This window comes from Paraburkholderia sp. BGA-UO-ETr-F12, from assembly GCF_059567945.1.
This window is the reverse complement of sequence record NZ_JCAQOZ010000056.1, coordinates 115,052-140,631: the sequence shown is the minus strand read 5'-3', so window position 1 is coordinate 140,631 and position 25,580 is coordinate 115,052. Positions and strand designations below refer to the sequence as shown.

The 25,580-nt window shown below is 63.0% G+C and carries 17 protein-coding genes; 12 read left to right on the top strand and 5 right to left on the bottom strand.

Annotation, left to right across the window (positions count from 1 at the left end; translation table 11 throughout):
* Positions 1-74 precede the first annotated feature (74 nt).
* The 5 genes from AC57B6_RS24600 (at position 75) to AC57B6_RS24580 (ending at position 5,051) form a co-directional block, all read left to right on the top strand.
* On the top strand, positions 75-560 hold the full coding sequence (locus tag AC57B6_RS24600; RefSeq protein WP_028194232.1) for a VOC family protein: 486 nt from the start codon (positions 75-77) through the stop codon (positions 558-560).
* A 2-nt stretch (positions 561-562) separates the two neighbouring features.
* Positions 563-1,786 (top strand): FAD binding domain-containing protein, encoded by a 1,224-nt coding sequence (locus AC57B6_RS24595; protein WP_030099217.1) that lies wholly within the window; start codon positions 563-565, stop codon positions 1,784-1,786.
* A gap of 73 nt (positions 1,787-1,859) precedes the next feature.
* Positions 1,860-2,222, top strand: a complete 363-nt coding sequence (locus AC57B6_RS24590) for a DUF485 domain-containing protein (RefSeq protein WP_028194234.1) — start codon at positions 1,860-1,862, stop codon at positions 2,220-2,222.
* Positions 2,219-3,874 (top strand): cation/acetate symporter ActP, encoded by a 1,656-nt coding sequence (actP, locus tag AC57B6_RS24585; protein ID WP_281664547.1) that lies wholly within the window; start codon positions 2,219-2,221, stop codon positions 3,872-3,874. Before AC57B6_RS24590 ends, actP begins: the two co-directional genes overlap by 4 nt.
* A gap of 37 nt (positions 3,875-3,911) precedes the next feature.
* Entirely contained in the window at positions 3,912-5,051 is a 1,140-nt protein-coding gene (locus tag AC57B6_RS24580; protein WP_496422270.1) for an amidohydrolase family protein, read from the top strand.
* On the opposite strand, the gene AC57B6_RS24575 is transcribed toward AC57B6_RS24580, so the two are convergent.
* Entirely contained in the window at positions 5,048-5,488 is a 441-nt protein-coding gene (locus AC57B6_RS24575; RefSeq protein WP_496422269.1) for a DUF3331 domain-containing protein, read from the bottom strand. The genes AC57B6_RS24580 and AC57B6_RS24575 overlap by 4 nt on opposite strands.
* A 167-nt stretch (positions 5,489-5,655) precedes the next feature.
* Here AC57B6_RS24575 and AC57B6_RS24570 point away from each other — a divergent pair, with 167 nt between their 5' ends.
* The 4 genes from AC57B6_RS24570 (at position 5,656) to AC57B6_RS24555 (ending at position 11,103) form a co-directional block, all read left to right on the top strand.
* Positions 5,656-6,783: an FAD binding domain-containing protein gene (locus AC57B6_RS24570; protein ID WP_496422268.1), complete on the top strand. Its 1,128-nt coding sequence runs from the start codon at positions 5,656-5,658 to the stop codon at positions 6,781-6,783.
* A 195-nt stretch (positions 6,784-6,978) separates the two neighbouring features.
* Positions 6,979-7,938: a LysR family transcriptional regulator gene (locus AC57B6_RS24565; protein WP_028194238.1), complete on the top strand. Its 960-nt coding sequence runs from the start codon at positions 6,979-6,981 to the stop codon at positions 7,936-7,938.
* A gap of 188 nt (positions 7,939-8,126) precedes the next feature.
* Entirely contained in the window at positions 8,127-9,041 is a 915-nt protein-coding gene (locus tag AC57B6_RS24560) for a helix-turn-helix domain-containing protein (protein ID WP_496422267.1), read from the top strand.
* Between the two features lie 271 nt (positions 9,042-9,312).
* Complete coding sequence (locus AC57B6_RS24555; protein ID WP_496422266.1) at positions 9,313-11,103, top strand: ATP-binding protein; 1,791 nt, start codon at positions 9,313-9,315, stop codon at positions 11,101-11,103.
* On the opposite strand, the gene AC57B6_RS24550 is transcribed toward AC57B6_RS24555, so the two are convergent.
* A complete protein-coding gene (locus AC57B6_RS24550) occupies positions 11,022-11,843 on the bottom strand; it encodes an alpha/beta fold hydrolase (RefSeq protein WP_030099224.1) in 822 nt (273 codons plus the stop codon). The two genes, AC57B6_RS24555 and AC57B6_RS24550, sit on opposite strands and share 82 nt — an antisense overlap.
* A gap of 333 nt (positions 11,844-12,176) precedes the next feature.
* Here AC57B6_RS24550 and AC57B6_RS24545 point away from each other — a divergent pair, with 333 nt between their 5' ends.
* The 3 genes from AC57B6_RS24545 to AC57B6_RS24535 are packed head-to-tail and all read left to right on the top strand — an operon-like array spanning position 12,177 to position 18,167.
* Positions 12,177-15,368 carry an efflux RND transporter permease subunit gene (locus tag AC57B6_RS24545; RefSeq protein ID WP_496422265.1) on the top strand — a complete coding sequence of 1,064 codons (3,192 nt, stop codon included), beginning with the start codon at positions 12,177-12,179 and terminating at the stop codon, positions 15,366-15,368.
* A gap of 25 nt (positions 15,369-15,393) precedes the next feature.
* Entirely contained in the window at positions 15,394-16,671 is a 1,278-nt protein-coding gene (locus AC57B6_RS24540; protein WP_281664542.1) for an efflux RND transporter periplasmic adaptor subunit, read from the top strand.
* Positions 16,672-16,697: 26 nt separating this feature from the next.
* A complete protein-coding gene (locus AC57B6_RS24535) occupies positions 16,698-18,167 on the top strand; it encodes an efflux transporter outer membrane subunit (RefSeq protein WP_444514409.1) in 1,470 nt (489 codons plus the stop codon).
* Between the two features lie 220 nt (positions 18,168-18,387).
* Here the strand turns inward: AC57B6_RS24535 and AC57B6_RS24530 are convergent, their stop codons facing one another.
* From AC57B6_RS24530 to AC57B6_RS24520, 3 genes are all read right to left on the bottom strand, one after another.
* On the bottom strand, positions 18,388-19,428 hold the full coding sequence (locus tag AC57B6_RS24530) for an alpha/beta hydrolase (RefSeq protein WP_028194243.1): 1,041 nt from the start codon (positions 19,426-19,428) through the stop codon (positions 18,388-18,390).
* A 355-nt stretch (positions 19,429-19,783) separates the two neighbouring features.
* Positions 19,784-25,369, bottom strand: a complete 5,586-nt coding sequence (locus AC57B6_RS24525; protein ID WP_496422264.1) for an AAA family ATPase — start codon at positions 25,367-25,369, stop codon at positions 19,784-19,786.
* Entirely contained in the window at positions 25,366-25,506 is a 141-nt protein-coding gene (locus AC57B6_RS24520) for a response regulator (RefSeq protein ID WP_156034496.1), read from the bottom strand. The genes AC57B6_RS24525 and AC57B6_RS24520 overlap by 4 nt, the downstream gene beginning before the upstream one ends.
* Between the last annotated feature and the right edge of the window lie 74 nt (positions 25,507-25,580).

The window sequence follows — 25,580 nt, the reverse complement described above, 5'->3', positions numbered from 1 at the left end:
CCCGCCTGCGGATTCACCTACAATTTATCCATCGATCACTAATCGATCGATAAATAGCATAGCAGGAGTCGAACATGCCCGTTTCAAAACTTGCCCACTACTCGATTCGCACGACCGACCTCGAGCAATCCTGCCGCTTCTATGAGCGGATCCTCGGTTTCAGGCAGGGCTACCGTCCGCCCTTCGATTTTCCCGGCGCGTGGCTCTACAACGGCGGCGATGAAGCCGACTTCGGCACGGTCCATATCATCGGCGTGGATCCGCACAATCCCGCCGGACTCGCCGCCTATCTCGGCGACAAGCCACTGCCCGCCAGCGGCACGGGCACCGTCGACCATATTGCATTCCTCGCCACGGGCGTCGAACAGATATGGGAGACGCTCAAGGCGGAAGGCATCGCTTATCGCGAGCGCACCGTGCCAAGCCTCGGTCTGCACCAGGTGTTCATTGAAGACCCGTCCGGCGTGACCATTGAATTGAACTTCCCCGCCGAAGAAATCAGCCGTCTGGTTGAAGCACAGCCAGCCATCGCGCAAGCCACCCTCAGCGCCGGAGCGTAACCATGACCCATGCTTCTACACGCGCCAGGGCCATTATTGTCGGCGGCTCGCTGGGCGGCCTGTTCGCAGCCAATCTGCTGGTGCGCAACGGCTGGAGCGTCGACGTGTTCGAGCGGGTTCCGGAAGAACTCGCCGGACGCGGCGCCGGTATTGTCACGCACCCCGAATTGTTCGAAGCGCTGGCGGCGGCCGGTATCGATTTCGACGACTCCATCGGTGTCAAGGTGCAATCACGCGTCACGTTCGCGCAGAACGGCGCGGTGCTGTCGGCGCGCGATCTGCCACAAACACTGACAGCGTGGGGCAAGATGTATCACGTGTTGCGCGCCGCGTTGCCCGACGTTCACTACCATGCAGGCGGCACGGTCGCAGCGGTACAGGACGGCCCCGAAAAGGCGCTCGTGACGCTCGCCGACGGCACCGTATTGCATGCCGACCTGGTGATCGCCGCGGACGGCTTCAAATCGTCGATACGCGAGCAATTCCTGCCCGACGTCAAGCTTCAATACGCCGGTTATGTCGCATGGCGCGGTCTCGTCGACGAAGCAGCGCTGTCGCGCGAAACCCGCGAGGCGCTATTCGAGAAGTTTGCCTTCTGCCTGCCGCCGCGCGAGCAGATTCTCGGCTATCCGGTCGCAGGCCAGGGCAATAGCACGACCCCGGGCGAGCGTCGCTACAACTTCGTCTGGTATCGCGCGACGAGCGAAGACATTCAGTTGCCGAACCTGCTGACCGATCAGTCCGGCAAGCGCTGGGTGGGCGGTATTCCGCCGACGCTGATCCGTCAGGACATCCTCGCCGATATGGAGGAGGCCGCGCTCACGTTGCTTGCCCCGCAATTCGGCGAAGTCGTGACCAAGGCGAAGCAACCGCTCTTTCAGCCGATCTTCGATCTCGAAGTGCCGCAGATGGCGTTCGGCCGGATCGCCTTGCTCGGCGACGCCGCCTTCGTCGCGCGTCCGCATTGCGGCATGGGTGTCACCAAGGCGGCGAGCGACGCCATGGCGCTCGTCAAGGCGCTGCAAGCCCGCACGGACGTTAGGGAGGCTCTGGCGGACTACAGCCGCGAGCGCACCCAGGTCGGCGCGGCCGTCGTGCAGCATGCGCGCCACCTCGGCGCCTATATGCAGGCGCAGTTGAAAAACGAAGTCGACCGTGAAATGGCCGAGCGCTATCGCACGCCCGACGCCGTGATGCGCGAAACCGCGGTACCCGCCCGTTTTTAATCTCCGCTGCGTGAGCGGCGGGTCCGATCAGTTAATGCAGCATCGAAACGCAGTCGTTTCGAAAGGACACACAGTGGAACATGGTGCCCCAACCTACTCGATGAGCGCGCAGTACGTCGCCACCGACCGGCCGCCCGCGGCCAATCCGCTACTCGACGATCCGCGCTTCCGCGCGCTCGTGCGTGAGCGGCGTATCTTCTCGTGGACGCTCACGATCCTCATGCTGGTCGTGTACTTCGCGTTTATCCTCACGCTCGCCTTCGCGCCCGCGCTGCTCGGACGGCCGATCGTCGACGGCTCGCCCGCACCGTGGGGCATTCCGGTCGGCTTCGGCATGTTCGTCTTTACCTTCGTGCTGGTCGCGGTATATGTCGCGCGGGCCAACACCCTTCACGATCGCGCCGTGAATGAGATCCGGCAAGGAGTACGGCCATGACACGCATCGCTCGATGGCGCGCCGCGCTACTTTTTTGCGCTTGCAACGCGCTCACCGCCCTGCCCGCGGCCGCTGCCGGCACCGCGGCGCCGGCACGATCGCACAATCCGATTGCAGTCGGCATGTTCCTGCTGTTCGTCGCGTCGACGCTGTTCATCACGCGCTGGGCGGCGAGGAAAAACAACAGCGTCTCCGATCACTACGCGGCAGGCGGCAAAATCACCGCGTTTCAGAACGGCTGGGCGATTGCCGGCGACTACATGTCCGCCGCGTCGCTGCTCGGGATCTCCGCCCTCGTCTTCACAAGCGGCTATGACGGCTTGATCTATTCGATCGGCTTTCTCGCCAGCTGGCCGGTCATTCTCTTTCTGATCGCCGAGCCGTTACGCAATCTCGGCCGCTATACGCTCGCCGACGTCGTGTCGTACCGGCTGCAACAGCGGCCCATTCGCGCCTTCGCCGCTTCCAGCTCGATCGTGATCGTTCTGCTCTATCTGGTCTCGCAGATGGTCGGCGCGGGTAAGCTCGTCGAATTGCTGTTTGGCTTCAACTACACGGTTGCTGTCGTGATGGTGGGCGTGCTGATGGTGGTGTATGTGTTTTTTGGCGGCATGCTCGCCACCACGTGGATTCAGATCATCAAGGCTGCCCTGCTGCTCGCGGGCGCCGCCTTCATGGCGTTCATGGTGCTGAGCCGCTTCGGCTTCAGTATGAATGCGCTGTTCGCGCAGGCGATACTCGCGCATCCGAAGCATGCTGCGATCATGAGCCCGGGCGGCCTGGTCTCGGATCCGGTTTCCGCCGTCTCGCTCGGTTTGGCGCTGATCTTCGGCACGGCCGGACTGCCGCATATCCTGATGCGTTTTTTCACCGTGAGCGACGCCAAAGCCGCGCGCAAGAGCATCCTGTACGCGACCGGCATTGTCGGTATCGGCTACGCGCTGATCATCATTATCGGCTTCGGGACGATTGCTCTGGTGGCGACCGATCCGCACTATCACACGGCCTCCGGCGCCGTGATCGGCGGCGTGAATATGGTGGCCATCCATCTGGCGCACGCGGTGGGCGGCAACGTGTTTCTCGGCTTCATCTGCGCGGTGGCCTTCTCGACCATTCTCGCGGTCGTCGCAGGGCTGACGCTGGCCGGCTCTTCCGCGGTCTCGCACGATCTGTACGCGAACGTGATTCGTCGCGGCGCCGCCACGGATCGCGAGGAAATGCACGTCTCGCGAATCACCACGCTGGTGCTTGGTGTGCTCGCGATTCTGCTGGGCATCGCCTTCGAGAAACAGAACATCGCGTTTATCGTCAGTCTGACTTTCTCGATTGCGGCCAGCTCGAATTTCCCGGTGCTGCTGCTGTCGATCTACTGGCGCGGACTGACTACGCGAGGCGCGGTGCTAGGCGGCTCGCTCGGCCTGATCTCGGCCGTCACCTTGACCATTCTGAGCCCGACCGTCTGGGTGCAGGTGCTCGGTCATGCGCATGCGATCTATCCGTATGAATACCCCGCGCTGTTCTCGATGATCGTGGCCTTCGCCGGCGTGTTCTTTTTCTCCATCACCGATACCTCGGCACGCGGTGCACGCGAACGCGCGCTGTATGGCGACCAGCTGGTGGACTGCGAACTCGGCATGGTGAAGCACGGATAACACTCGCCACCAAAAAACCCATCACGGAGACTGATTCATGGATTGCACGTGCTGTATTTCGCCGAAACGCCGCCGCTTGCTCGGGACGATGGCCGCACTCGCCGGCGGACTCGCCTCGGGAGGCCCCGCCACCGCCGCCACGCCCTCGGCCACCGGCATGGCCGGTGCCGCGGGCGCGTCCAGCACGCTCGGTAAAGGCCGCTCGATTGATATTCACGCGCACTACTACCCGGAAAGCTATTGTGAAAGGGTGGGCAGCGAAGGCGCGAAGTTCGGCGGCAAGTTCACCTGCGACGCCACCAGTTTCAGCTTCCAGACACCGGCAGGCGGACTGGGACCGCTGCCGCTTAAATTCATCAGGATAGACGAACGGCTCGCCGACATGGATGCGTCCGGCGTCGACATGCAAGCGCTGTCATTGAGCGTGCCGATGGCCTACTGGGCCGACCGGCCCTTCAATGCAGAGCTTGCGAGGACATGGAACGACGCGGCTTCGCAGGTCCATCTCCAACATCCGACCCGCTTCGTGGTGCTGGCCACCTTGCCGATGCTCAATCCACACGACGCAATCGACGAACTCGAACGCGCGTCCGAGTTGCCCGGCGTGCGCGGGGTCTATATGGGGACCAACATCAACAATCGGGATCTCGACGACCCGCTGTTCGAACCGGTCTTCGCTCGCATTGAACAGCTGGATCTGCCGGTGTTTCTGCATCCCCAGCAGACAGTCGGCGGTGCGCGACTCGGCGACTTCTACCTGAGCAACCTGCTGGGCAACCCGTTCGACACGGCCATTGCCGGTTCGCATCTGATCCTGGGCGGCGTGCTGGACCGGCACCCCAGGTTGAACATTACGTTGCCGCACGCCGGCGGCGCATTGCCGATCCTGATGGGCCGCATCGACGCAGGCTGGACAGTTCGCCCTGAAACGCGGCGACTGGCGCAGAAGCCAAGCAGCTATTTGCGCCGCTTCAACTACGACACGGTCTCGCACTCCGGACCCGTGCTGGACTTCCTGATCCAGAACATCGGCATCGACCGGCTGGTGCTCGGCAGCGACTACTGCTTCGATATGGGCTACGAGCAGCCGGTCACGTTCCTGGATCGTCTCACGCTGCCCCCCGACCAGAAGAACCTGATTCTTGGCGGCAACGCGGCACAGTTGCTGAAAATCTAGTATGCCTCGGCCTCCTGCGCCATGACCGGCATCCGGTCGATGGCGGAGGCCAGCATCATGGCCGCGGCGTTAACCGGTTTCGTGCTCCGCACTCTCGGTTTATAGATCAGATCGTCGCGGCGGATCACCAGCCCACTCAGCGCACAGCGCCCCTTCAGGCGGGCGCGGCAACCGATCCACACCTGGTCGTCGTAGCGGCAGCGGGTTGCGTCCTGCCACCGCACGGCAATCGACGTCTCGGACAGACGCTCGATCACTTCCACCACGATATGCGACGACAACCCGTAAGCGGCCACGCGAGACGCCGCTCGCGCCGGGTAAGCCTCGCCTGCGCCCTGGAGGCGATGGTGCGGCAAAAGCTCATGAATCACGTGATCCCAGACGGCGACACTATCCGTGTAATGCGCGACCGCGATCGTTTCTGTTGCCGTTTCCATGGGTTGTTTCCTCGAATGCATGAAAAAAAGCATACGACGGCGCGTTCCAAAGCGTTGCTAATTTTTATTAATTGTCCTGAGGCCACGTGCCGATCGACGGGTTCGCGCAGGCATGATTCGCTTATGCGCCCACTGGAGAGCAACATGAACACAGCATCGAGGCCGACATGAAGATTGCCATCGCCGGAGGTTCCATCGCCGGACTCGCATGCGCGTTGACGCTGACGTGCACGGGTCACGAGGTGCACATTTACGAGCGCTCCGCCGCGCCGCTGCGAGGCCGCGGCGGCGGCGTCGTGGTGTTGCGGCAGATGCTGCAGTTTCTCGACCAGCACGGCCACCGGACACGCGCCATGCTGGCGGTGCCGACCCACCGGCGGCGCTGGATCGATAGCGCCGGCACAGTCATCCGCGACGACCCCGAGTTGCTGCCGTTTTCATCGTGGGACACCGTCTACCGGTCGCTGTGCAGCATGCTGCCGCCGGGAGCGGTTCACTACGGGCACGCCGTGGCAAGCGTGGCCGAAGACGCGGAAGGTGTCGAGATCCGTTTCGACGACGACATGGCACCGGTTCACGCGGACCTGCTGATCGCCGCCGACGGCACCGCCTCGCGACTTCGCGCCATGCTGTTTCCCGGCAGCGTCGCGTCGTACGCCGGCTACCTGGCGTGGCGCGGGGTGGTCGAGGAAAGCGCTTTCGGCCACGCCGACATCACGGAACTGACCGAGAACATGACCTTGTTCCAGGCGCCGGGCGAACTGTTCATGACGTTCCTGATTCCCGCACTGGACGGCTCCCTCGAACCCGGCAGGCGTCGTTTTAACTGGCTCTGGTATCGCAACGAAACCGACGCCTCGGCGATCGACGCGTTTCTGACCGGACGCGACGGTCGGCGGCATCATGCCTCTGTGGCGCCCGGCGAACTGTCCGCGCAGTCGCAGTCGTACTTGCAGCGCACGGCGCTCGACGGACTGCCCCGAACGCTTTCGCAACTCGTGCTCGCAACCGGGGCACCTTTCCTTCAGGCCATCTCCGACGCGCTGAGCCCGTCGTTCGCCAAAGGCCGGATTGCGCTGGTCGGCGACGCCGCGTGCACACTGCGCCCTCATACGGGCTCCGGCACCTCGAAAGCGGCCGGCGACGCCGTCAGCCTCGCGCAAGCCCTGAGCGAGCCCGCAGAGGACGTGGTGCAGGTACTCGCCGACTGGGCCGCGGCACGGCGCGCGGCGGTCGAGCCCCTGCTTCTCAAGGGCCCGCGGCTTGCCCAGTCGTTCGGGCTCGGTTCGGCTTGACGCTCGCGCAGGCGTTTTTGCGGCAGTCCGTCCAGCCGCCGCCTTGACCCTATACGAGCGGATTAGACGCGTGAATGCATTGATGAATGCGCGAACCGTATGTAGGGATGGCGCGAGCCCGCTACGGATCGTATTGTGTCCACATCAGGCAAGACGTGCCGCCTGGTTCAACCGGATCAAGAGGTCAAAGCGGCTATGGACAGAATTTTCAGCATGCGCGTGTTCTCGCGGGTCGCGGAGACCGGCAACTTCAGTGCGGTTGCAAAACACATGGAATGCAGCGCGGGCAATATTTCTCGCGCGGTCGTGTCGCTCGAAGAACATCTCCACACGCGGCTCCTGCAACGGACAACGCGCAGTGTCTCGCTCACCGAATGCGGCGAGCGATACTACCAGCGCTGCAAGAAAATTCTCGCGGATATCGACGACGCCGACGCCGAAGCCAGCGACGCCCACACACTCCCGCGCGGCAAGCTGAGAGTTCACGCCGTGCCCGACATCGGGCTGAAACAGTTGACGTCCACGATCGTCGAATACCGGCACGCGTTTCCAGCGGTCTCCGTCGATCTGAAACTGCTGCCCGGCATGGCGAATCTGATTGAAGACGAGTTCGACGTGTCGATCGTATCGGTGTCGTCGTTGCCGGACTCCCGCAACGTGAGCCGGCTTATCGGACGGTGCGAGCGCATTCTGGTGGCCGCGCCGGACTATCTCACGCGGCATCCTGTCCAAAGTGTGAACGACCTGCCGAATCACACGCTCATGCAGACCAGTTCGTCCTTCGATCCGCCCTCGGACTGGCCATCGGAGCTTACCGGCCATAGCGCGGCGAACCCGGAGGTGGCCGGACACTTTGTCGTCAACACCATGCAGGCGCTCAGGGTCGCGTTGCTGGCGGGGGCCGGCGTGGGCGCCGTACCGACTTACTCGGTCGTGGACGAACTCAGGGAAGGCAAGCTGGTTCAGCTCTTTCCGGATTATCCGCTTCAGACCACCAATGTCTTTGTGGTTTATCCGTCACGCCAATTCGTCGACGCGAAAATAAAAACGTTCGTTGAATTCCTGATCGTGTCGCTCAAACAGAAACTCGATTTGCGAATTGCGAATCTGACAGTGGACTCGGCCGTACATACCGAGCCCGAGCTGCAGGCCTGATACACGTTGCGCATCAGAATCCGCCAAATTAATTGATCGCTTGCAAAACCCGGAGCACATTAAAAATTAATATTCGACACGCATAATTTTCCGACATAATCTGGGCAGCACACCGATTATCACCACTCCCTGCTTTTGCAACGCGAACGGACTTGCGTATGTAACGCGACAAACAGAGGTGACGGATCATGTCGAACCATGCAAATACATCCATTGCCCCGGCATCCCGGCGGAAAGATTCGCTCGGATGTCTATCGAATCAATTACACAAAGATCTCGAACTCGCAGCAGACCAATTCTCGTTTTATCGCAAGTGCAGGCGCGAGGAGAAGACCAGCGAAGTGGCCACGCCCGCTTCGGATCGCGGCTTCCTGGTCGGCGTTTCGCTAACTGCTGGCCACCGCCGCCGGATCATGTCGGGAAACCGCTCGACGGTCTATGACTTCGAAAAGGATTCGGTCTACGTTCGCAATTTCGCGGAAGACTACCGCGCCGATCTGCACGGTGCGTTCGACTTCGTGTTAGTCGAGTTCTCCCATGCCTTCATCACGAACACCTGCTACGAGCGAAACGGCTCGGCAATCAGCGGCTTTCTGGCTCCCGCCGGCCGCAACGACGCGGTCTTCGGTCACCTCGCGCGAGTTCTCGCGCTGACACTGGAGCGCCCGGGTGAGGCGAGCCCGCTATTTGTCGAACAACTCGGCATCACCCTTGCCATGCATTTAATCGACCGGTACGGCAACGCGCCGGCTCAATCGGTCAGCAAAAACCAGCGACTCTCGCGCCTGCTCGAAACGCGCGCGAAAGACATGCTGCTTTCGAAAGCCCAAGGCAACGTTTCGCTCGAGGAAATCGCGAGCGCCTGCAACCTGTCGCGCAGCTACTTCATCCGCGCATTCCGCGAAACCACGGGTCGCACGCCGCATCAGTGGCTGTTGGAGCAGCGCATCGAACGTGCGCGCGAACTGCTTCGGCATTCCGATTCGTCGCTGCCGGAGATTGCCATTGCGTGCGGCTTTTCCGACCAAAGTCACTTCACGCGAACCTTCTCGCAACTGGTGGGCACCCCGCCAGGAAGCTGGCGCCGCCAGGCCGGCAACTGAGTGAACGCCGAGCAAACCGCACGCTTCGCGATTGGCTCAGACCCGGTTTGCTTCTGCCGCTTTCGTCGGACAAGCGCGAGCCGGATGCATAGCGTTCTGGCTACACGGTAGACTTTCCTGCAAAACATCGCACTAACGTGCAAGACGCTCGACCGGTGGCGCGATAGGCTCGCACCATGCAAGGTCCGGCGCATGCTCCGCCCCCTCCCGTTCGTGTAGCGCCCGCGCATGCTCCGCTGCCTCGGTCTCTTGTGTTCAACCCGTAAACATCATGATCGAAATAGGTCGCTTTCAAATCGATCTGGAGATGCGCACGTTGCGGCGAAACGGTGAAGTCGTGCGTCTCGGCTCGCGTGCCTTCGATATCCTCGCCGTGGTCGCTGCGGCCGGCGGCCAGCTCGTCACGAAGGACGCGTTGATGAATGCGGTGTGGCCCAACACCGTCGTCGAAGAAAACAATATTCAGGTTCACCTCTCGGCGTTGCGAAAAATACTCGGCCCGGACCGGGACATGATTCTCACGGTGCCGGGCCGCGGTTATCAACTTGTGCAACGGCAGAAGACCGCCGCGCCCGACGAGACCCGTGCGGCGGCGTCAGGCGTGCGACATGCGCCGCCGCCCGAATCCGGGTTGCTGGGGCGCAACGCCGAGGTCGAGTTGATCCGCTCGATGCTGCGACAGACTCATGTGTTGACGCTGGTGGGTGCCGGAGGAATCGGCAAAACGCGGCTGGCAATCGAGGCCGCTCGCCATACCCCGGCGAGCTTGACGGAGCCTGTCTGCTTAGTCGAACTCGCTGCGCTGACGACGCAGGAGGCCGTGCTCGGCGCGATTGCGGAAAGCTGCGGCGTGGCGCGAACTGGCGCGCAAATCGACATCGCCCGCCTGGCGGCGGCGCTAGCCGGCCAATCCAGGCTCCTGGTGCTCGATAACGCGGAGCATGTCATCTGCGCCGTGGCGCTTATCGTGGACGCGCTAGTCGCCGTCAACGATACGCTCCGGGTGCTGGTCACAAGCCGCGAGCCGCTTCGGATCATGGCCGAAACGGTATTTCGCGTCGATCCGCTCGATGTGCCGCCGCCTGATGCCGGCGATGCGGACATTCTGCGTTGTTCGGCGGTGAAGCTGTTCCTGCTGCGCGCCGAGTCGTTGCAAACAAGCGTGGCCACCGATAGCGCGGAGATCCGGCTCGTCGGCGAGATTTGCCGCCGGCTGGACGGCATTCCGCTCGCCATCGAACTGGCGGCCGCTCGCGTGGCCACGCTCGGCGTGGAAGGCGTATGCCGCCGGCTGGATGACCGCATGGCGATTCTGGCGGGCGGCTACCGCACCGCGCTGCCGCGTCATCAAACCTTGCGCGCCACCTTCGACTGGAGCTTTGCGTTACTCGACACAGGCACGCAATCCATCTTCCGGCGTCTGGCGATATTCGGCGGCAGCTTTACGTTCGAGGCGATGTGCGCCGTCGTGTGCGACGACGAACTCATGGCGGCGAATGCGATCGGCGGCATCGCCGAGCTCGTGGCGAAATCGCTCGTCAGCGTGAGTTTCGAAGGACCGGCGGCGAACTATCGCCTGTCCGAATCGACCCGCGCCTATGCGTTGGAAAAGCTTCAGGCCGAAGGCGAGGCGCAGGACATCACGTTGCGCCATGCGCGCTATCTGTCCTTGAGCTTTCAGACTCGAGCGTCGGCCGATCGTGTGAACGAGCGCGGCAATCCGCCGGATTTTCAGCAAACACTCAACGATGCGCGCGCCGCATTCGACTGGGCGTTTTCCGCCGATGGCGACCCGCGCGTCGGCGTCGAACTGGCCTCGAATCTGGTCGGGGCATTACGCGACGCCGGCATGATCGAAGAGTGCTGCACGCGCGCCGCACAGGCCGCCCGTGCGCTGGACCAGTTGCCGGCCGGATCGGTGGACGCCGCCAGCGAGCGGCGCGTGCGCGCTCCGCTGGCCGGTGACGCCCGCGTACCCGGTTACGACTCGAGGAATTCCAGCAGATCCGCATTCACACGGTCCGCGTGCGTCGTGCACAGACCGTGGGGCGCACCTTCATAGACCTTCAGCTGCGCATTCGGCATGATTTTCGCCGACAGCTTGCCGGAGTCGTCAAGCGGCACGATCTGGTCGGCGTCGCCCTGCAGGACGAGTGCGGGCACCGTCACCTTCTTCAGATCGTCGTTGAAATCGGTTTCCGAAAAGGCCTTCACGCAGTCGTACAGACCCTTGATCGAGCCTTGCATACCGATCTGCCAGAACGCATCGATTGTGCCTTGCGACACCTTCGCATCCGGGCGATTGAAGCCATAGAACGGCACGGCCAGATCCTTGAAGAACTGCGAGCGGTTGTTTTTCACACCATCGCGAATGTCGTTGAACACCGAGATCGGCAAGCCGCCTGGATTCGCTTCCGTCTTCAACATGATCGGCGGGACTGCCGCGATGAGCACAGCCTTCGCCACCCGCTTCGTACCATGCCGGCCAATGTAGCGCGCCACTTCTCCGCCGCCGGTCGAGTGCCCGACCATCACGATGTTCGTCAGATCGAGCGCTTCGATCAACTCGGCGAGATCGTCCGCATAGGTGTCCATTTCATTGCCGTTCCACGGCTGCGATGAACGGCCGTGACCGCGACGGTCATGCGCAATCACGCGATAACCGCGTTCCGCGAGGAAGAACATCTGCGCGTCCCATGCGTCCGCGTCGAGCGGCCAGCCATGCGAGAACGTAACCGGTTGGCCCGTGCCCCAATCCTTGTAATAGAGTTCCGTACCGTCCTTGGTGGTGAAATATGCCATCGCTGTTGCTCCTGTGGAAATCGTTGACCGGCATGCACCGGTGGGCCATGCGTTTGCTGAGTATTCGCTATGGGCCGCCCGTGCGTCTTTCCAATCGCCCGACTTTTTCACATTTGCACGGTTGAGCGACGACTCGACGCGCGGTCGCTCTGCCCACGACAAACCACCGTGCGAATTCACAAAGACGGTGCCGCGCACTGAATCCTCATGGCCCGAAACGCCCTAAGCTGCAGCCATCTCAAGTGACCGCTCCGGTCCACTGGGCACCCACGTCGGCCCCCGCGTGCAGCGCACGCCTGCAACCCATCCGTCTTCCGTCATCAGGACACCGTCATGTGGATCGTCAGACTCGCGTTGCAACGGCCCTATACGTTTATCGTTCTGGCCGTACTGCTGTTTATCCTGGGCCCGCTGGCGATCCTCCGCACGCCCACGGACATCTTTCCGAATATCAACATTCCGGTGGTCAGCATTGTCTGGTCGTACAACGGCTTTTCCGCCGAGGACATGGCGCACCGGATCACCTCGAACTACGAACGCGCGCTGACGACCGACGTGGACGATATCGAACATATCGAATCCCAGTCGCTCAACGGTGTCTCCGTCGTGAAGATCTTCTTTCACCCCGGCGCCGACATCAACCGCGCGATTGCCGAAGCCGCCTCGAATTCCGCGTCGATTCTGCGCGTCCTGCCGCCGGGTACGCTGCCGCCGAACATCATCACCTACAACGCCTCGACCGTGCCGGTGCTTCAGCTCGGCCTGTCCAGCAATACGCTGCCCGAACAGACGCTGTACGACCTCGGCAACAGCTTCATCCGCACCCAGCTCGCCACCGTGCAAGGCGCCGCGGTGCCGCTGCCGTTCGGTGGCAAGATTCGCCAGATCATGGTCGAACTCGATCCGCAGGCCTTGCAGGCAAAAGGGCTTGCGCCGGCTGACGTCGTCAACGCCGTGAACGCGCAGAATCTCATCCTGCCGGGCGGCACCGCGAAGATCGGCGCAAAGGAATACAACGTGCAGATGAACGGCAGCACCGATACGGTCGCCGCGCTGAACAATCTGCCGGTCAAAACGATCGACGGCGGCGTGGTGTACGTGCGCGATGTGGCCCACGTGATCGACGGCTATGCGCCGCAAACCAATATCGTACGCAGCGACGGCAAGCGCGCCGCGTTGCTCCAGGTGGAAAAGACCGGCAGCGCGTCCACGCTCACCATCATTCAGCAGGTCAAGGCCATGCTGCCGAAAATCGCAGCGGGCCTGCCGAAGGCGCTGGTCATCACGCCGCTGTCGGATCAATCGGTGTTCGTAAAGTCGGCGATCATGGGCGTGGTGCGCGAAGCACTGATCGCGGCTTGCCTCACGGCAGTGATGATCCTGCTGTTCCTCGGCAGCTGGCGCGCCACACTGATCATCGCCGTGTCGATTCCGCTCGCCGTTCTGACGTCCCTGATCGCGTTGTCGGCTCTCGGCGAGACCATCAACATCATGACGTTGGGCGGCCTCGCATTGGCGGTCGGGATTCTGGTCGACGACGCCACCGTTGCGATCGAAAACATCACGCATCATCTGGAAAACGGCGAGCCGCTACACGATGCCATCCTGAACGGCTCAGGCGAGATCGCCGTGCCGACCTTCGTCTCCACGCTGTCCATCTGCATCGTATTCGTGCCGATGTTCCTGCTCTCCGGCGTCGCGCGCTATCTGTTCGTGCCGCTTGCGGAGGCGGTCGTGTTCGCGATGTGCGCGTCGTATTTCTTCTCGCGCACCCTGATTCCGACGCTCGCGATGTATCTGATGCGCGCCCCGTCGAAGGACGGCGCCGCCGCGCAGGGGCGCTTCGATGTGCTGGTCCGGTTTCAGGCCGGTTTCGAACATCGCTTCGAGACACTGCGCAACGGCTATCGCACCGTGCTGCAAGGGGCGATTGCTCGCCGCGGCCGGTTTATCGGCATCTTCCTGCTGTTGTGCTTCAGTTCGCTCGCGCTGATTCCGTGTGCGGGGCGCGACTTCTTCCCCGCAGTCGATACCGGTGAAATCCGCCTGCATCTGCGCGCGCCTACCGGCACCCGCATCGAACAGACCGCCCGTATCACCGACGAGGTCGAATCCCGCATCGACAGCGTCATTCCCAAACAGGATCAGGCGGCCGTGCTCGACAATATCGGCGTGCCGGTCAGCGGCATCAACCTGACCTACGACTCGTCCGACCCGATCGGCCCGGAAGACGCCGATATCATGCTGACGCTCAAGCCCGGCGCCGGCCCGACCGCGGCCTATATCGCGAAGCTGCGCAACGTGCTGAACGTATCGTTCCCCGGGGTGACGTTTTCGTTCCTGCCGGCCGATATCGTCAGTCAGATTCTCAACTTCGGCCTGCCCGCGCCGATCGATATCCAGATCGTCGGCAATAAGCTGGAGGCGAACCGCGTTGTCGCGGATCACCTGCTGGCGAAGCTGCGCAGCGTGCGCGGCCTCGTCGACGCGCGCATTCAGCAACCGGGCGACGCCCCGGCGATCGACGTGGACGTCGATCGGACGAAGGCGATTCAGGCCGGCCTCACGCAACGCGACGTCGCGCAGAATCTGCTGATCGCGCTCTCCGGCAGTTCGCAAACCACGCCGAACTTCTGGCTCGATCCGAAGAACGGGGTGAGTTATCCGCTGATGGCTGAAGTGCCGCAGTACGATATTCACTCGCTGCAAACGCTGGCCAACATTCCGATCACCACCTTGGGGCCCGCCACGGCGCCGCGCAATCTGCTCGGCACGCTCGGTGCGATGTCGCGCAGCACGCAACAGGCCGTTGTCTCGCACTACAACGTGCAACCCGTGCTCGACATCTTTGCGTCAACGCAGGGCCGCGATCTGGGCGGCGTCGCCGCCGACGTGTCGCATCTCGTCGATGCCGCGCGCGCCGAGCTGCCGGCCGGTTCGTCGATCGTGATCCGCGGCCAGGTGCAGTCGATGAACGAATCGTTCAGCGGCCTTGAATCAGGACTCATCTTCGCGATCGCGCTTGTCTACCTGCTGATGGTTGTGAATTTCCAGTCGTGGATCGACCCGCTCATCATCGTGAGCGGTTTGCCGGGCTCGCTGGCCGGCATCGCGTGGATGCTGTTCACGACGCACACCACGCTCAGCGTGCCCGCCTTGACCGGCACGATCCTGTGTATCGGCATTGCCACGGCGAACAGCATTCTCGTGATCAACACTGCGCGCGAGCTGCTGCAACACGGCGCCGATCCGCTCACTGCCGCGCTCGAGGCGGGATTCAGCCGCTTTCGCCCGGTGCTGATGACCGCGCTCGCCATGCTGATCGGCATGACGCCGATGGCGCTCGGTCTCGGCGACGGCGGCGAACAGAATGCGCCGCTCGGCCGCGCCGTGATCGGCGGTCTCGGCATCGGCACCGTTTCCACGCTGCTGTTCGTGCCGGTGGTATTTGCGGTAGTTCACACCTTGCTCGCCAGGCGCCGCGCCCGATACGCCGAGGCCACCGCCACGCCCCAAGTGCAATGAAAAATGCCCACCACAGGAACCCATCATGAACACCCCTGATACTCGTCCGGAACGCGACGGCGCCGCCACGAGCGCGGGCCTGCCTGCGCTGCGCGCGACGCCGCCACGCATGCCCGTCCGCTCGCGCGCGTGGAGCCGCTACCGCCTGCCGCTGATTCTGACGGGCGTGGCCGCGGTGCTGCTGATCATCGGTATCGTGCCCCGACTGCGAGCCGGTTCTGCGCTTGGCGAACAGGTCGCCGCGCAAAGCGCGTTGACCGTCAAGGTCGTGTCGCCGGGCCTCGCGCCGGCTTCGCAAGACCTGCTGTTACCCGGCGCGGTCATGCCCTATGCGGATGCCTCCGTGTATGCGCGAACCAGCGGCTATATTCAGCGCTGGTACGCCGATATCGGCACGAAGGTGAAGGCGGGCCAACTGCTCGCGACCATCGCAACACCGGAGCTCGACGCGCAATTGCAGCAGGCGCGCGCCGACGCCGCCACTGCACAGGCCAACTACAACTACGCCCTCACCACCTCGCAACGCTGGCAGCAAATGCTGCAGACCCAGTCCGTTTCGCAACAGGACGCGGATACCAAAACCGCCGACATGCAGGCTAAACGCGCCACCCTGGCATCGGCTCGGGCGAACGTCGCGCGGCTCACCGAGATGGTGTCGTATGAAAAAGTCACCGCGCCGTTCGACGGAGTGGTGACCGTGCGCAACGTGGACGTCGGCGCGCTGGTCACCGCGGGTGGAACGCCCGGGCTCGCCGCGCCCGCCAACGAACTGTTCCACGTCGCGCAGACGGATGTGTTGCGCACCTTCACCGATATTCCGCAGAACGACGCGAGCTTCATCACCGTGGGCACCCAGGTCTATCTGACGACCCAGCAGTATCCGGGCCGCCACTTCGCGGCGCGGGTCGCGCGCAGTTCGGACGTGATCGATCCCACGAGCCGCACGATGCGCGTGGAAGTCGACGTGGACAACACGGACGGCGCGCTGCGTCCCGGCGCTTACGTCCAGGTGCATCTCGCGCTGGACACCGCGCACCCCGCGCTCGAACTGCCGGTGAGCGCGTTGCTGTTCCGCCCGGGCGGCGTGACCGTAGCGGTGGTCGGCGAGGACAACAAGGTCACGCTGAAGAACGTGACCATCGGCCGCGATTTCGGCACCTATGTGGAAATCGCCACGGGTCTCGCAGCGTCAGACCGCGCGATCGACAACCCCGGCGACGCCGTCACTGCCGGCGACACCGTGCAGGTGCTGCGCCCGTCCGCCGCCGAGCCGGCGTCTGGCACTTCGGCCGCACACGGCTGATGCCGTCCCACCCAAGGAAGCGGATCATGCCCATCCTGCCCATGACATTCCCGCGCAAAACGCTGGCCCTCGGCGTCGCGTGCGCGCTGACGGCATGCTCGACCTTACCCCGTTACAGCGTCCCCGAGGCGGCCGTGCCGGCTCGCTACGCGGCGCCTGCCGGCCCTGCGGAAGCGGCGCCTGGCTGGGCCGTGGCGACACCGGGCGATACGCAAGCGCGCGGCGACTGGTGGACGCTCTTCAACGACCCCGAGTTGAACCGGCTCGAAGACCAACTGGCCGTATCGAATCAAACTGTCAAACGGGCAGTCGCGCAGTTGCAGCAGGCGCGCTCGATGATCGACTACCAGCACGCGGGCCTTCTACCCACGATAACAGCCGGCGCCGCGCAATCGCGCGCGCGCCTTTCGCAGAACGTGGAAGGCCATTCGCTCGCCGGCCGTACGGTACCCGACTATTCGCTGGGTCTGAACGCTTCGTGGGAACCGGATCTGTTCGGGCGGGTACGCGACGCCGAGGTGAATGCGCGCGACAACGCCCAGGCGAGCGAAGCGGATCTCGAGGCGGTGCGTCTCTCCATGAGCACTGACCTGGCGCGCGATTACTTCGCGCTGCGTGCGCTCGACATCCAGAAGAAACTGCTCGACGACAGCGTGAGCGCTTATGCTGCGGCACTGGCCATCCTCAGACAACAACTGGCCGACGGCGCGATCGATGCGTCCGCAACCGCGCAAGCCGAAACACAACTGGAAGACACGCGTTCGCAGGCAACCGATATCGCGGTCCAGCGCGCCCAGATGGTCCATGCCATCGCGACTCTGATCGGCGTGCCCGCCTCGTCGTTTTCGCTTGCCCCAAAGGTCGAATCGATTCCCGTGCCGCAGATTCCGGCGGGCGTGCCGTCGCAACTGCTCGAACGCCGGCCCGACATCGCCGCAGCAGAACGGCGAGTCGCCGCCGCCAACGCGCAGATCGGCGAAGCCAAGGCGGCGTTCTATCCAGACCTCACGCTGAGCGCCAGCGCCGGTCTCGAAAGCACCTTCTTTGCGCCGTGGCTGACGGCGCCGAGTCTGTTCTGGTCGATCGGTCCGCAACTCGTCGGCACGCTGTTCGACGGCGGCAAACGCGACGCCGCGTTAAATGGCGCCACGGCTCAATACGATGGTTCGGTGGCCGATTACCGGCAAACGGTGCTTGTCGCATTCCAGCAGGTCGAGGACAACCTCTCGGCGCTCGACACGCTCGCGAGCGAAGCGCAAAGCCAGCAGCGCGCCACGGCCGCCGCGGAACGCTCGCTCAGGCTGACCCAGAACCGCTATCAGGCCGGCGCGGTCAGTTACCTCGACGTCGTCACCGTGCAAACCATTGCGCTGACCAACCAGCGCACGGAAGCTCGGATCCAGGCAAGACGCGTGGATGCGAGCGTGCAGTTGTTGAAGGCGCTCGGAGGCGGATGGGATCGCACGCTGCTCTCGTCGTCGCCAAGCAAGGATTAAGGTGCCTACCGGCGGCGGCGTGCGAATCGGCAAGTGAGTCGAGATCGCCTCGGCGGCGCCTGAATGGCACGCATGCGACGCGAATGCCGCAAAACGGCCAACGCTACCCACAGGGCAGCCCCGGCCGTTTTGAATTGTGGATCCTCATGGGGAGAATCCTGGCGAATCAACTGCTAAAAGAAGATCGACATGCCGCGGCTCGCGGCATGTCGATTTGAGCTTACTTCGCGAGCGCCTGATCCAGCATGCTGCCTGCCAGTGCGGTGGCGCCCAGCGCAGCAGGCGTATTGCGCAGCGGGTTCAGCATCATGAAGTCATGCATCGTGCCGAGGAAACGTACAGCCGTCACATTGACACCGGCCTGCGCGAGCTTGTGCGCATACGCCTCGCCCTCATGCCGCAGCACGTCGTTCTCATCGGTGATGACGAGCGCCGGCGGCAAGCCCTTGAGCGCGTCGAGCGATGCCCGCAGCGGCGAGACGTGCGGGTCGTTAGCCTGCGCTTCAGTGGCGTTCGGCAGATACGCGTCCCAGAACCATTTCATCGCCGGCTTCGTGAGCCACGGGCCGTTCGGGAACGCCTCGTAGGTCGAATCGTCCAGCGTGTAATCGGTCACGGGGTAGAACATCGCCTGAAAGCGGATCGCCGGGCCATGACGCTCTTTCGCCATCTGCGCGACCACGGCCACCATGTTGCCGCCCACGCTGTCGCCGGCGAGAGCGAGACGGTTTGCATCGACATCGAACTCTTGCGGATGCTCGGCGACATATTTCGTTGCGGCGTAGTCCTGCTCGATTGCCACCGGGAATTGCGCTTCGGGCGAAGGTTCATATTCCACGAAAACGACCGTTGCATGCGCGCGGTTCGCGAGTTCGCGGACCAGTCGGTCGTGCGTAGCGGCGTTACCCAGAATCCAGCCGCCGCCGTGGAAGTACATGATGACCGGCGTCGTGCCCTTGACGTCGGCCGGCCGGATCACGCGAACCATCGTCTTGCCGGTCGGACCGACGGGCAGCGTAACTTCCTTCTCATGTGCCGGGGCGAGTTTGCCGTTCGGATCGGCCTGCACGTCGTCCAGTACCTTGCGCGCGGCCTGCGGCGTCATGGTGTATAGCGGCGGCCCACCTGCGGCGGTCAGCTTGTCGATAAACGCCTGGGTTGTGGGCTCGAGTTGCGGGATCGTTTCCGCCGACGCAGCACTCGCAAGCGAACCGGCTAGCAACGCCGAACCGACAGCCACCAATGAAACGACTTTCTTCATTTCCTTCTCCGTAGTACCGGCATTGAGCCGATCGTTTGAAAAACTGCCCCGTGTCGCGCCGTCGTATCAACGTGATGCAAACCGTCCCACGAACACCGGCAAGCCACGAAAGAACGTTATCCGAAGCACATGGCGACAACCATCCCTACATCCGTTTCACGGACGCTGCGAATGGTTTGGCTTCCTCATATCCAGGTTTGGGTCGGAGAAGAAAAATCCTCCCGCGAGCAGTCAACGAAAAGCGCCCGCTGCATGAGCGGGCGGGTTCGTCGAATGCCTGTGGACTTGCGAGGGGTTAAAGGCGCGCTGTATGCGCCGTGACACATACGCTAAACGCGCGGCTCGTTGAGCATCGCTAGCCGGACATCGGCAGCGTGAAGACGAAGACCGTTCCACCCGGGGATCCGGGCGCGGCAGTAAGCGTCCCGCCATGCGCATCGATGATGGATTTGCAGATTGCAAGTCCCATCCCCATGCCGGTTTCTTTTGTCGTGAAGAAGGCGTCGAAGATGCGCGAGGCGATCTCCTCGCTGATCCCGCTGCCGTTGTCTTGTACCGATACGGCCACCATCCCCTGTTCGTTGATGCAGGAGGTCACGCTCAGCCAGCGCTGCTTCGCGTCGAGATGACTCATTGCGTCGGCGGCGTTCATCACAAGGTTGAACAGTACCTGCTGCAACTGCACCCGATCGGCCATCACCGAACAGTCTGCAGAAAGATCGAGCCGGACTGCCAGGCTGCGTTGCTCGATTTCAGCGGCCGCCAGTTCGAATACTTCACGCACGACCCCGTCGATCGGGATCGGGATGAAGCTCGGCTTGGATTCCTTCGCCAGCGACTGCAATGAACGGATGATGTCGCCCGCCCGCTTGCCGTCCTTCACGATATCGCGCAGACCGCCCAGCGCTTCGGGAATGTCCGGCACCGGCCGGTTGAGCCAGCGCACGCCGGCACTCGCGTTCGACACGATCGATGCCAGCGGCTGATTGATCTCGTGCGCAATCGAGGCCGCCAGCTCACCCATGGTGGTCGCCCGCGAGGCCTTGGCCAGTTCGATCTTGGCGTTCTGCAAGGCGAGCTCGGTGGTATGCCGATCGGTGAAATCCGTGACGACGCCGACAAAATTGGTCTCGCCCGACGGTTCGCCGAGCACTTCGAGGTGTTTAATGGTTCCCGCGGGCGTCACCACCCGGAACTTCTGCCGAAACGGCATGCGATTGCGCGCCGCCCGCTCGACGGTCTCCTGGTAGACGCCCACGTCTTCCGGGTGAATCCGCTCGAGGATGGCCTGGGTGCCTAAACTCCCTTCTTCCATCGGCAGGCCGAACACGTTGTAAAGCTCTTTGGACCAGTAGCGTTCACCCGTCTGCGCGTTCCACATATAGCTTCCGGAGCGACTGATCCGTTGTCCCAGCGCAAGCGCCTCCTCGCTCATACGCAAAGCCGCTTCGGTTTCCCGACGGCGCTTGTTTTCTTCCACAAGCTCGGCGTAGAGGCGCGCCGTTTCGAGTGAAATAGCCGCTTGCGACGCGAGCAATTCGAGCACGGACGTGCGGTTCTCCGTGAACACGCCGGCAGTCAGGTTGTTCTCCAGATAGAGCGCGCCGACTGCATTGCCCTGTTTGACCAGCGGCAAACAACACATTGAGCGAACGGGCCGGCTCGCGAAGGCGGCATCGAACGAAAAGCGCGGATCGCTCTGCACGTCATCCACCACGACCGGTTTGCGTGTGCGCAAGGCCGTGTAGAACACGGAGGCCGGCACCTGCTCACGCGTAACAGTGTCGACGCTCAGCGTCACCCGAACGCCCTCTGGCGCCTCCTGCCCGCTCGCCTCGACAACCGGCACATTGCCCTTCAACAGGATCAACATGCCGCGCTGCGCACCGGCATGAACAATCGCCAGAGTGACGAGGGTGCGGATCAGTTTGTCGAGCACGATCTCCTCGGACAGCGCCTGCGACGACTTCAGCGCGGACACGAGATCGAACTGCGCCTGCGCGTCGGCAATTTCAACCGAGGGGCGCGACGCCGCCGGCCGCTCGATCGATACCTGTGCGGGACGACCCGCGCGTTCGAGTTGTTTGACCTTGGCGAGCGCGCCCCAACGTGTGTAACTGTCGATCGCGTGGCGACGATGGTGGCGCGCCGCGCTGAAGAGACCGTTTGCTTCGCAACACACCGACGCCAGTTCGTGAGCAAGCGCGGTGCTATGGTTGAAGCCGTTTTCCGAGCCGGCCACGGCGGCCTGCTCGTACAGCGCCATGGCGGCGAGCGGCGTACCCTTAAGCCGCGCCACTTCTGCCTCGACGAGAAGCATCTTGTCGCGGAAGGTCGCCGGATTGAGCTGCGCCCAAGTCCTGAGTCTCGCGAGATGCGGCTCGATTTGCGCCACCGCGCCAGCCGCTTCGTCTTCCGCCGCAGCCACCTTCGCGAGATTAAGCGCCGCATAAAAATGATAGTCGAGCAGATGAATATGCGCGGGAGTCGCCCACTTCAATTTACCGGCTTCGACAAGACAATACTGCGCGTGCTCGTATTCACCGTGAAAATAACAGGACACGCCTTTGAGCAGCCAGATCCAGAAGCGCAGCGTCGCCATCTGGGTGTCGAGCAGGTCGGCGTCGAATGTCATGCGTCCGTCGACCACCACGCCGAAGTTGCCCGGCAAACCGGGACCGCCAGTCAAACTGTGCACATAGCGCTTCTGCAGTTCGAGGATATCCTCGACGTCCTTGAATCGCACGCGTCTCGCGTACGACAGGCCGAGGTCGATTTCCCGGTCGACCTGGTCCAACGGGACGCCCATCGTCAACAGATCCGAGACGATGTGATTGCATGAATAGCAACTCATGATCAGATCGCCGCTGGGACGCGCCGACTCGAATGCGTCGCGTGCGCATGCCAGCACATAGGGAAGCGGCTGAGTCCAGACAGCGACCGTATCGAGCGCCACCAGTGCGCTCGTGGCCACCGTGTTGAAGCCGCGCGCTTCCACCAGCGTGCGTGCCAGGCGGGAGAACTCGAAGCCCTCTTCGTAGCGGCCGAAAAATTCCGCCACGTACACGCCGAACCACGCGAGACAATGGGCCGATGCCGCGGTGATACCGTGATCGACGGTGAGTTGCACCATGCGGCACAAATGCAGGAAACCCAGCCGTTCGTTTACGAACGAGGCGGGTGCGTAGATACTGGCCAGCAGATTCATTTCCGACTCGATGACCTCGTCGTGCAAGGTCGGCAAGTCGGCGAGCGAAGCAACCGTGCGCGCCTTGAGCGACTCGGTGAGCCGGCTGTAAGCGGTTTCGACGTCGGCGGCTTCCGGATAGCGGGGCAGATACGTACCGAATAGCCTGAAGCCTTCGAGCGCCGTCTCGACTGCGGCCTCATAGTCCGACAGATGCTGGTACATGCTGGCTTTCAGCCTGTACACCAATGCGCGCGCAACGACAGACAGCTCGCGGCTCAGCAGCTTCTCGATCTCCGTCCCCGCCGCCTCGAAGTTCGCATCCATCATATGGCACTGCACGCGCAGAACCCCCATATCGAAGCTGAGGGTTTGCACGTAGTCCAGGCCGCTCGCGTCGAGCAGCTTTTGCGCGACGTCGATGTAACCCAGGGCGGACTGAATAGCGACCGCTTCTTTCGCATGACGCGCCGCCTGCAGGCAAATCCTCGCGAAAACCGTGGTCTCGTTCACGTCCAGATCACCTAGCGCGCCGGCTGCCTGCGCGCGCTCAATATGGTGGGCAAGGTAGAACGCCGACTGCTGAACCGCGTGCACATCGAAATCCTGCAACAGGATGCGTGCAATACGGGCATGTTCGATGCCACGCTCAGCGGCCGGCGTCAACTCGTAGGCGGCCTCCTGAATCCGGTCATGAGCAAACGCGAAGCCCGTGCGGTCGGAGACGATCAGGCCCGCCTCAAAGGCGGCATGCAGGCGCTGCTCCAAATCCAGGCCGTCTGCGTGATCGATCCGCGCGAGGATCGATCTGTCAAGCCGACGCCCCATAAAGGCCAGCAGTCTCAGAACGGCCTGCGCCTCGCGAGGCAATCGCGACAGACGCGCCACCATCAGGTCGACGACGTTATCAGACGACTCGTACTCGCCGATGTGATCGATACGCCACGTCCAGCTCGCCGTACCGCCGTCGTAGGCAATCAGTTGATGATCGACCAGCGCGAGCAGCAACTGCTTGATAAAAAATGGATTGCCGCCGGTCTTTTCGTACACGACGGCGGCCAGCGGAAGGACATGCGCGGCATCGCAATGCAGCGCATCGGCCAGCAACGCGGCAACGTTCGCGGTGTCGAGCGGCGTGACGACGAGTGTGGTCACGCGCGCACCGGTGTTCGGCAGCGACGTCAGGAAAGACTTGAACTTGGGCGAGCGCTCGACTTCGTTGTCGCGATAGGCGCAAATCAGCAGCACGTGCCGGATCTCGGCGGTCGTGACGAAGCTGGCGATGAAATTCAAGGTGGCGTCGTCGAACCAGTGTACGTCGTCGAAGAACAGGATCAACGGGTGCGCTTGCGTCGCGAAGACCGACAGCAGGCGCGTGATCAGCGCCTGAAAACGAAGTTGCGCTTCCACCGGCGGGAGATCGGTCACGTCCGGCTGCGGGCCAAGCACCACTTCCAGTTCGGGAACGAAGCTCACCAGGAGTTTGCCTTGAAGGCCGATCGCGTCGCGCAGCACCGCGCGCCAGCGGTCCAACTCGCTGTCGCTCTCGCCGAGAATGCGCTGGAACAGCGAGCGTATCGCCTGCATCAAAGGCGCGTAGGGCGCGTTCTGGCCGTACTGTTCGAGCTTCCCCGACGCAAACAGCGTCGGCGTCTGCGCGGTCGCACGGTGCACGCTGCGCACGAGTTCGGATTTCCCGGCGCCAGAGTAACCGGACACGAAAATCAGTTCCGCGACACCCTGCTGCGCATTGCGTGCGAACGCGTCCAGCAGAGCCCCATATTCTTGCGCGCGACCGAACAGCCGCGTGGTGACGGCGAGGTTTCTGACGTTGTCTTCCGCGGCCGGCTCGAATGGGACGATGTGCTGCATTTCGTTCCAGTCGGCGAGGCAACGCCGCAGATCGGCCTCGAGACTCGAGGCGCTTTGATAGCGCTCCGCAGCGTTTTTGGCCAGCAGCTTCAGTACGATCGATCCAAGTACGGCGGGCAAGGACCGACGATATTGCCGCGGGTCGGCAGGCTGACGGGCCACGTGGTTATACACCCACTCGAGCGGCTCGGTCGCCTCGAAAGGCAACTGCCCGGTGAGCAACTCGTACAACGTCACGCCGAGCGAATAGAGATCGCTACGCTCGTCGGCCAGGCCTTCCGCACGCCGCGCCTGTTCCGGCGACATATAGGCCAGCGTACCGTACAGAGTATCCACGGGCTCGGCGGACGGATCGCCGGCCTGCCCGAGGGCGTCGCGAAAACCGAGCAGGCGGATCGTGCCGTTGGCTGCTTCGATCAGATTGGTCGGCTTGATATCCCGATGCAGCACGCCGCGCGTATGCGCGAGCCGCAGCGCGCGCGCGGCGCCGATCGCAATGCGTAGAAAGCGGCCAATCGCAAGGGTGCTGTCGACCGGCGGAAAAATCAGCGCACCGCCGTTGTCCTCGTACACCAGCACCGGCCCTCGCGAGAGTCGTATCAGCGCGAGCGGCCGCACGGCCCATGCGGAATCGAGTTTGCCGGCCAGTACGAACTCGCGCTGCAGGCGCCGGGACACGGCGTCCAAAGGCGCATCGGCCGGCACGGCGACCAGCCACGACTGGACGCCGTCGTGCGACCTCGCGCGATACCGCACGATATTGCCGTCGACCAGCAGCGCCTCGAGCGACAACTGGTCGAACCAGACCTGATCGAAATGCACCGTAACACCGGGGTCCTGCGACGATCCGCGAAAACCCTCGACCAATGCCTGCGTGCTCAATTCACTTCTCCCTTTCGTCCGGTGGCAAGCAGGATCGAATCGAGCAGTACGTCTTCCACAAAGGGTTTGTGCAGAAAACCGACTGCCTCGTGCAGCGTTGCTCGCCTAACCGTTTCGTCGTCACCGTGCGCCGACATGATCTCGTTCGGCAGTTTCTGGCGCGAAGTGTACAGCGTTGGATGCGTCCCAGTCTGTCTGGACCGTGCGGACC

What these genes read in the sequence shown, in the direction of transcription:
- AC57B6_RS24600 (WP_028194232.1), top strand. Translation starts at nt 75, where the DNA reads ATGCCCGTTTCAAAACTTGCCCACTACTCGATTCGCACGACCGACCTC.
- AC57B6_RS24595 (WP_030099217.1), top strand. Translation starts at nt 563, where the DNA reads ATGACCCATGCTTCTACACGCGCCAGGGCCATTATTGTCGGCGGCTCG.
- actP (WP_281664547.1), top strand. Translation starts at nt 2,219, where the DNA reads ATGACACGCATCGCTCGATGGCGCGCCGCGCTACTTTTTTGCGCTTGC.
- AC57B6_RS24580 (WP_496422270.1), top strand. Translation starts at nt 3,912, where the DNA reads ATGGATTGCACGTGCTGTATTTCGCCGAAACGCCGCCGCTTGCTCGGG.
- AC57B6_RS24575 (WP_496422269.1), bottom strand. Translation starts at nt 5,488, where the DNA reads ATGGAAACGGCAACAGAAACGATCGCGGTCGCGCATTACACGGATAGT.
- AC57B6_RS24570 (WP_496422268.1), top strand. Translation starts at nt 5,656, where the DNA reads ATGAAGATTGCCATCGCCGGAGGTTCCATCGCCGGACTCGCATGCGCG.
- AC57B6_RS24565 (WP_028194238.1), top strand. Translation starts at nt 6,979, where the DNA reads ATGGACAGAATTTTCAGCATGCGCGTGTTCTCGCGGGTCGCGGAGACC.
- AC57B6_RS24560 (WP_496422267.1), top strand. Translation starts at nt 8,127, where the DNA reads ATGTCGAACCATGCAAATACATCCATTGCCCCGGCATCCCGGCGGAAA.
- AC57B6_RS24555 (WP_496422266.1), top strand. Translation starts at nt 9,313, where the DNA reads ATGATCGAAATAGGTCGCTTTCAAATCGATCTGGAGATGCGCACGTTG.
- AC57B6_RS24550 (WP_030099224.1), bottom strand. Translation starts at nt 11,843, where the DNA reads ATGGCATATTTCACCACCAAGGACGGTACGGAACTCTATTACAAGGAT.
- AC57B6_RS24545 (WP_496422265.1), top strand. Translation starts at nt 12,177, where the DNA reads ATGTGGATCGTCAGACTCGCGTTGCAACGGCCCTATACGTTTATCGTT.
- AC57B6_RS24540 (WP_281664542.1), top strand. Translation starts at nt 15,394, where the DNA reads ATGAACACCCCTGATACTCGTCCGGAACGCGACGGCGCCGCCACGAGC.
- AC57B6_RS24535 (WP_444514409.1), top strand. Translation starts at nt 16,698, where the DNA reads ATGCCCATCCTGCCCATGACATTCCCGCGCAAAACGCTGGCCCTCGGC.
- AC57B6_RS24530 (WP_028194243.1), bottom strand. Translation starts at nt 19,428, where the DNA reads ATGAAGAAAGTCGTTTCATTGGTGGCTGTCGGTTCGGCGTTGCTAGCC.
- AC57B6_RS24520 (WP_156034496.1), bottom strand. Translation starts at nt 25,506, where the DNA reads ATGTCGGCGCACGGTGACGACGAAACGGTTAGGCGAGCAACGCTGCAC.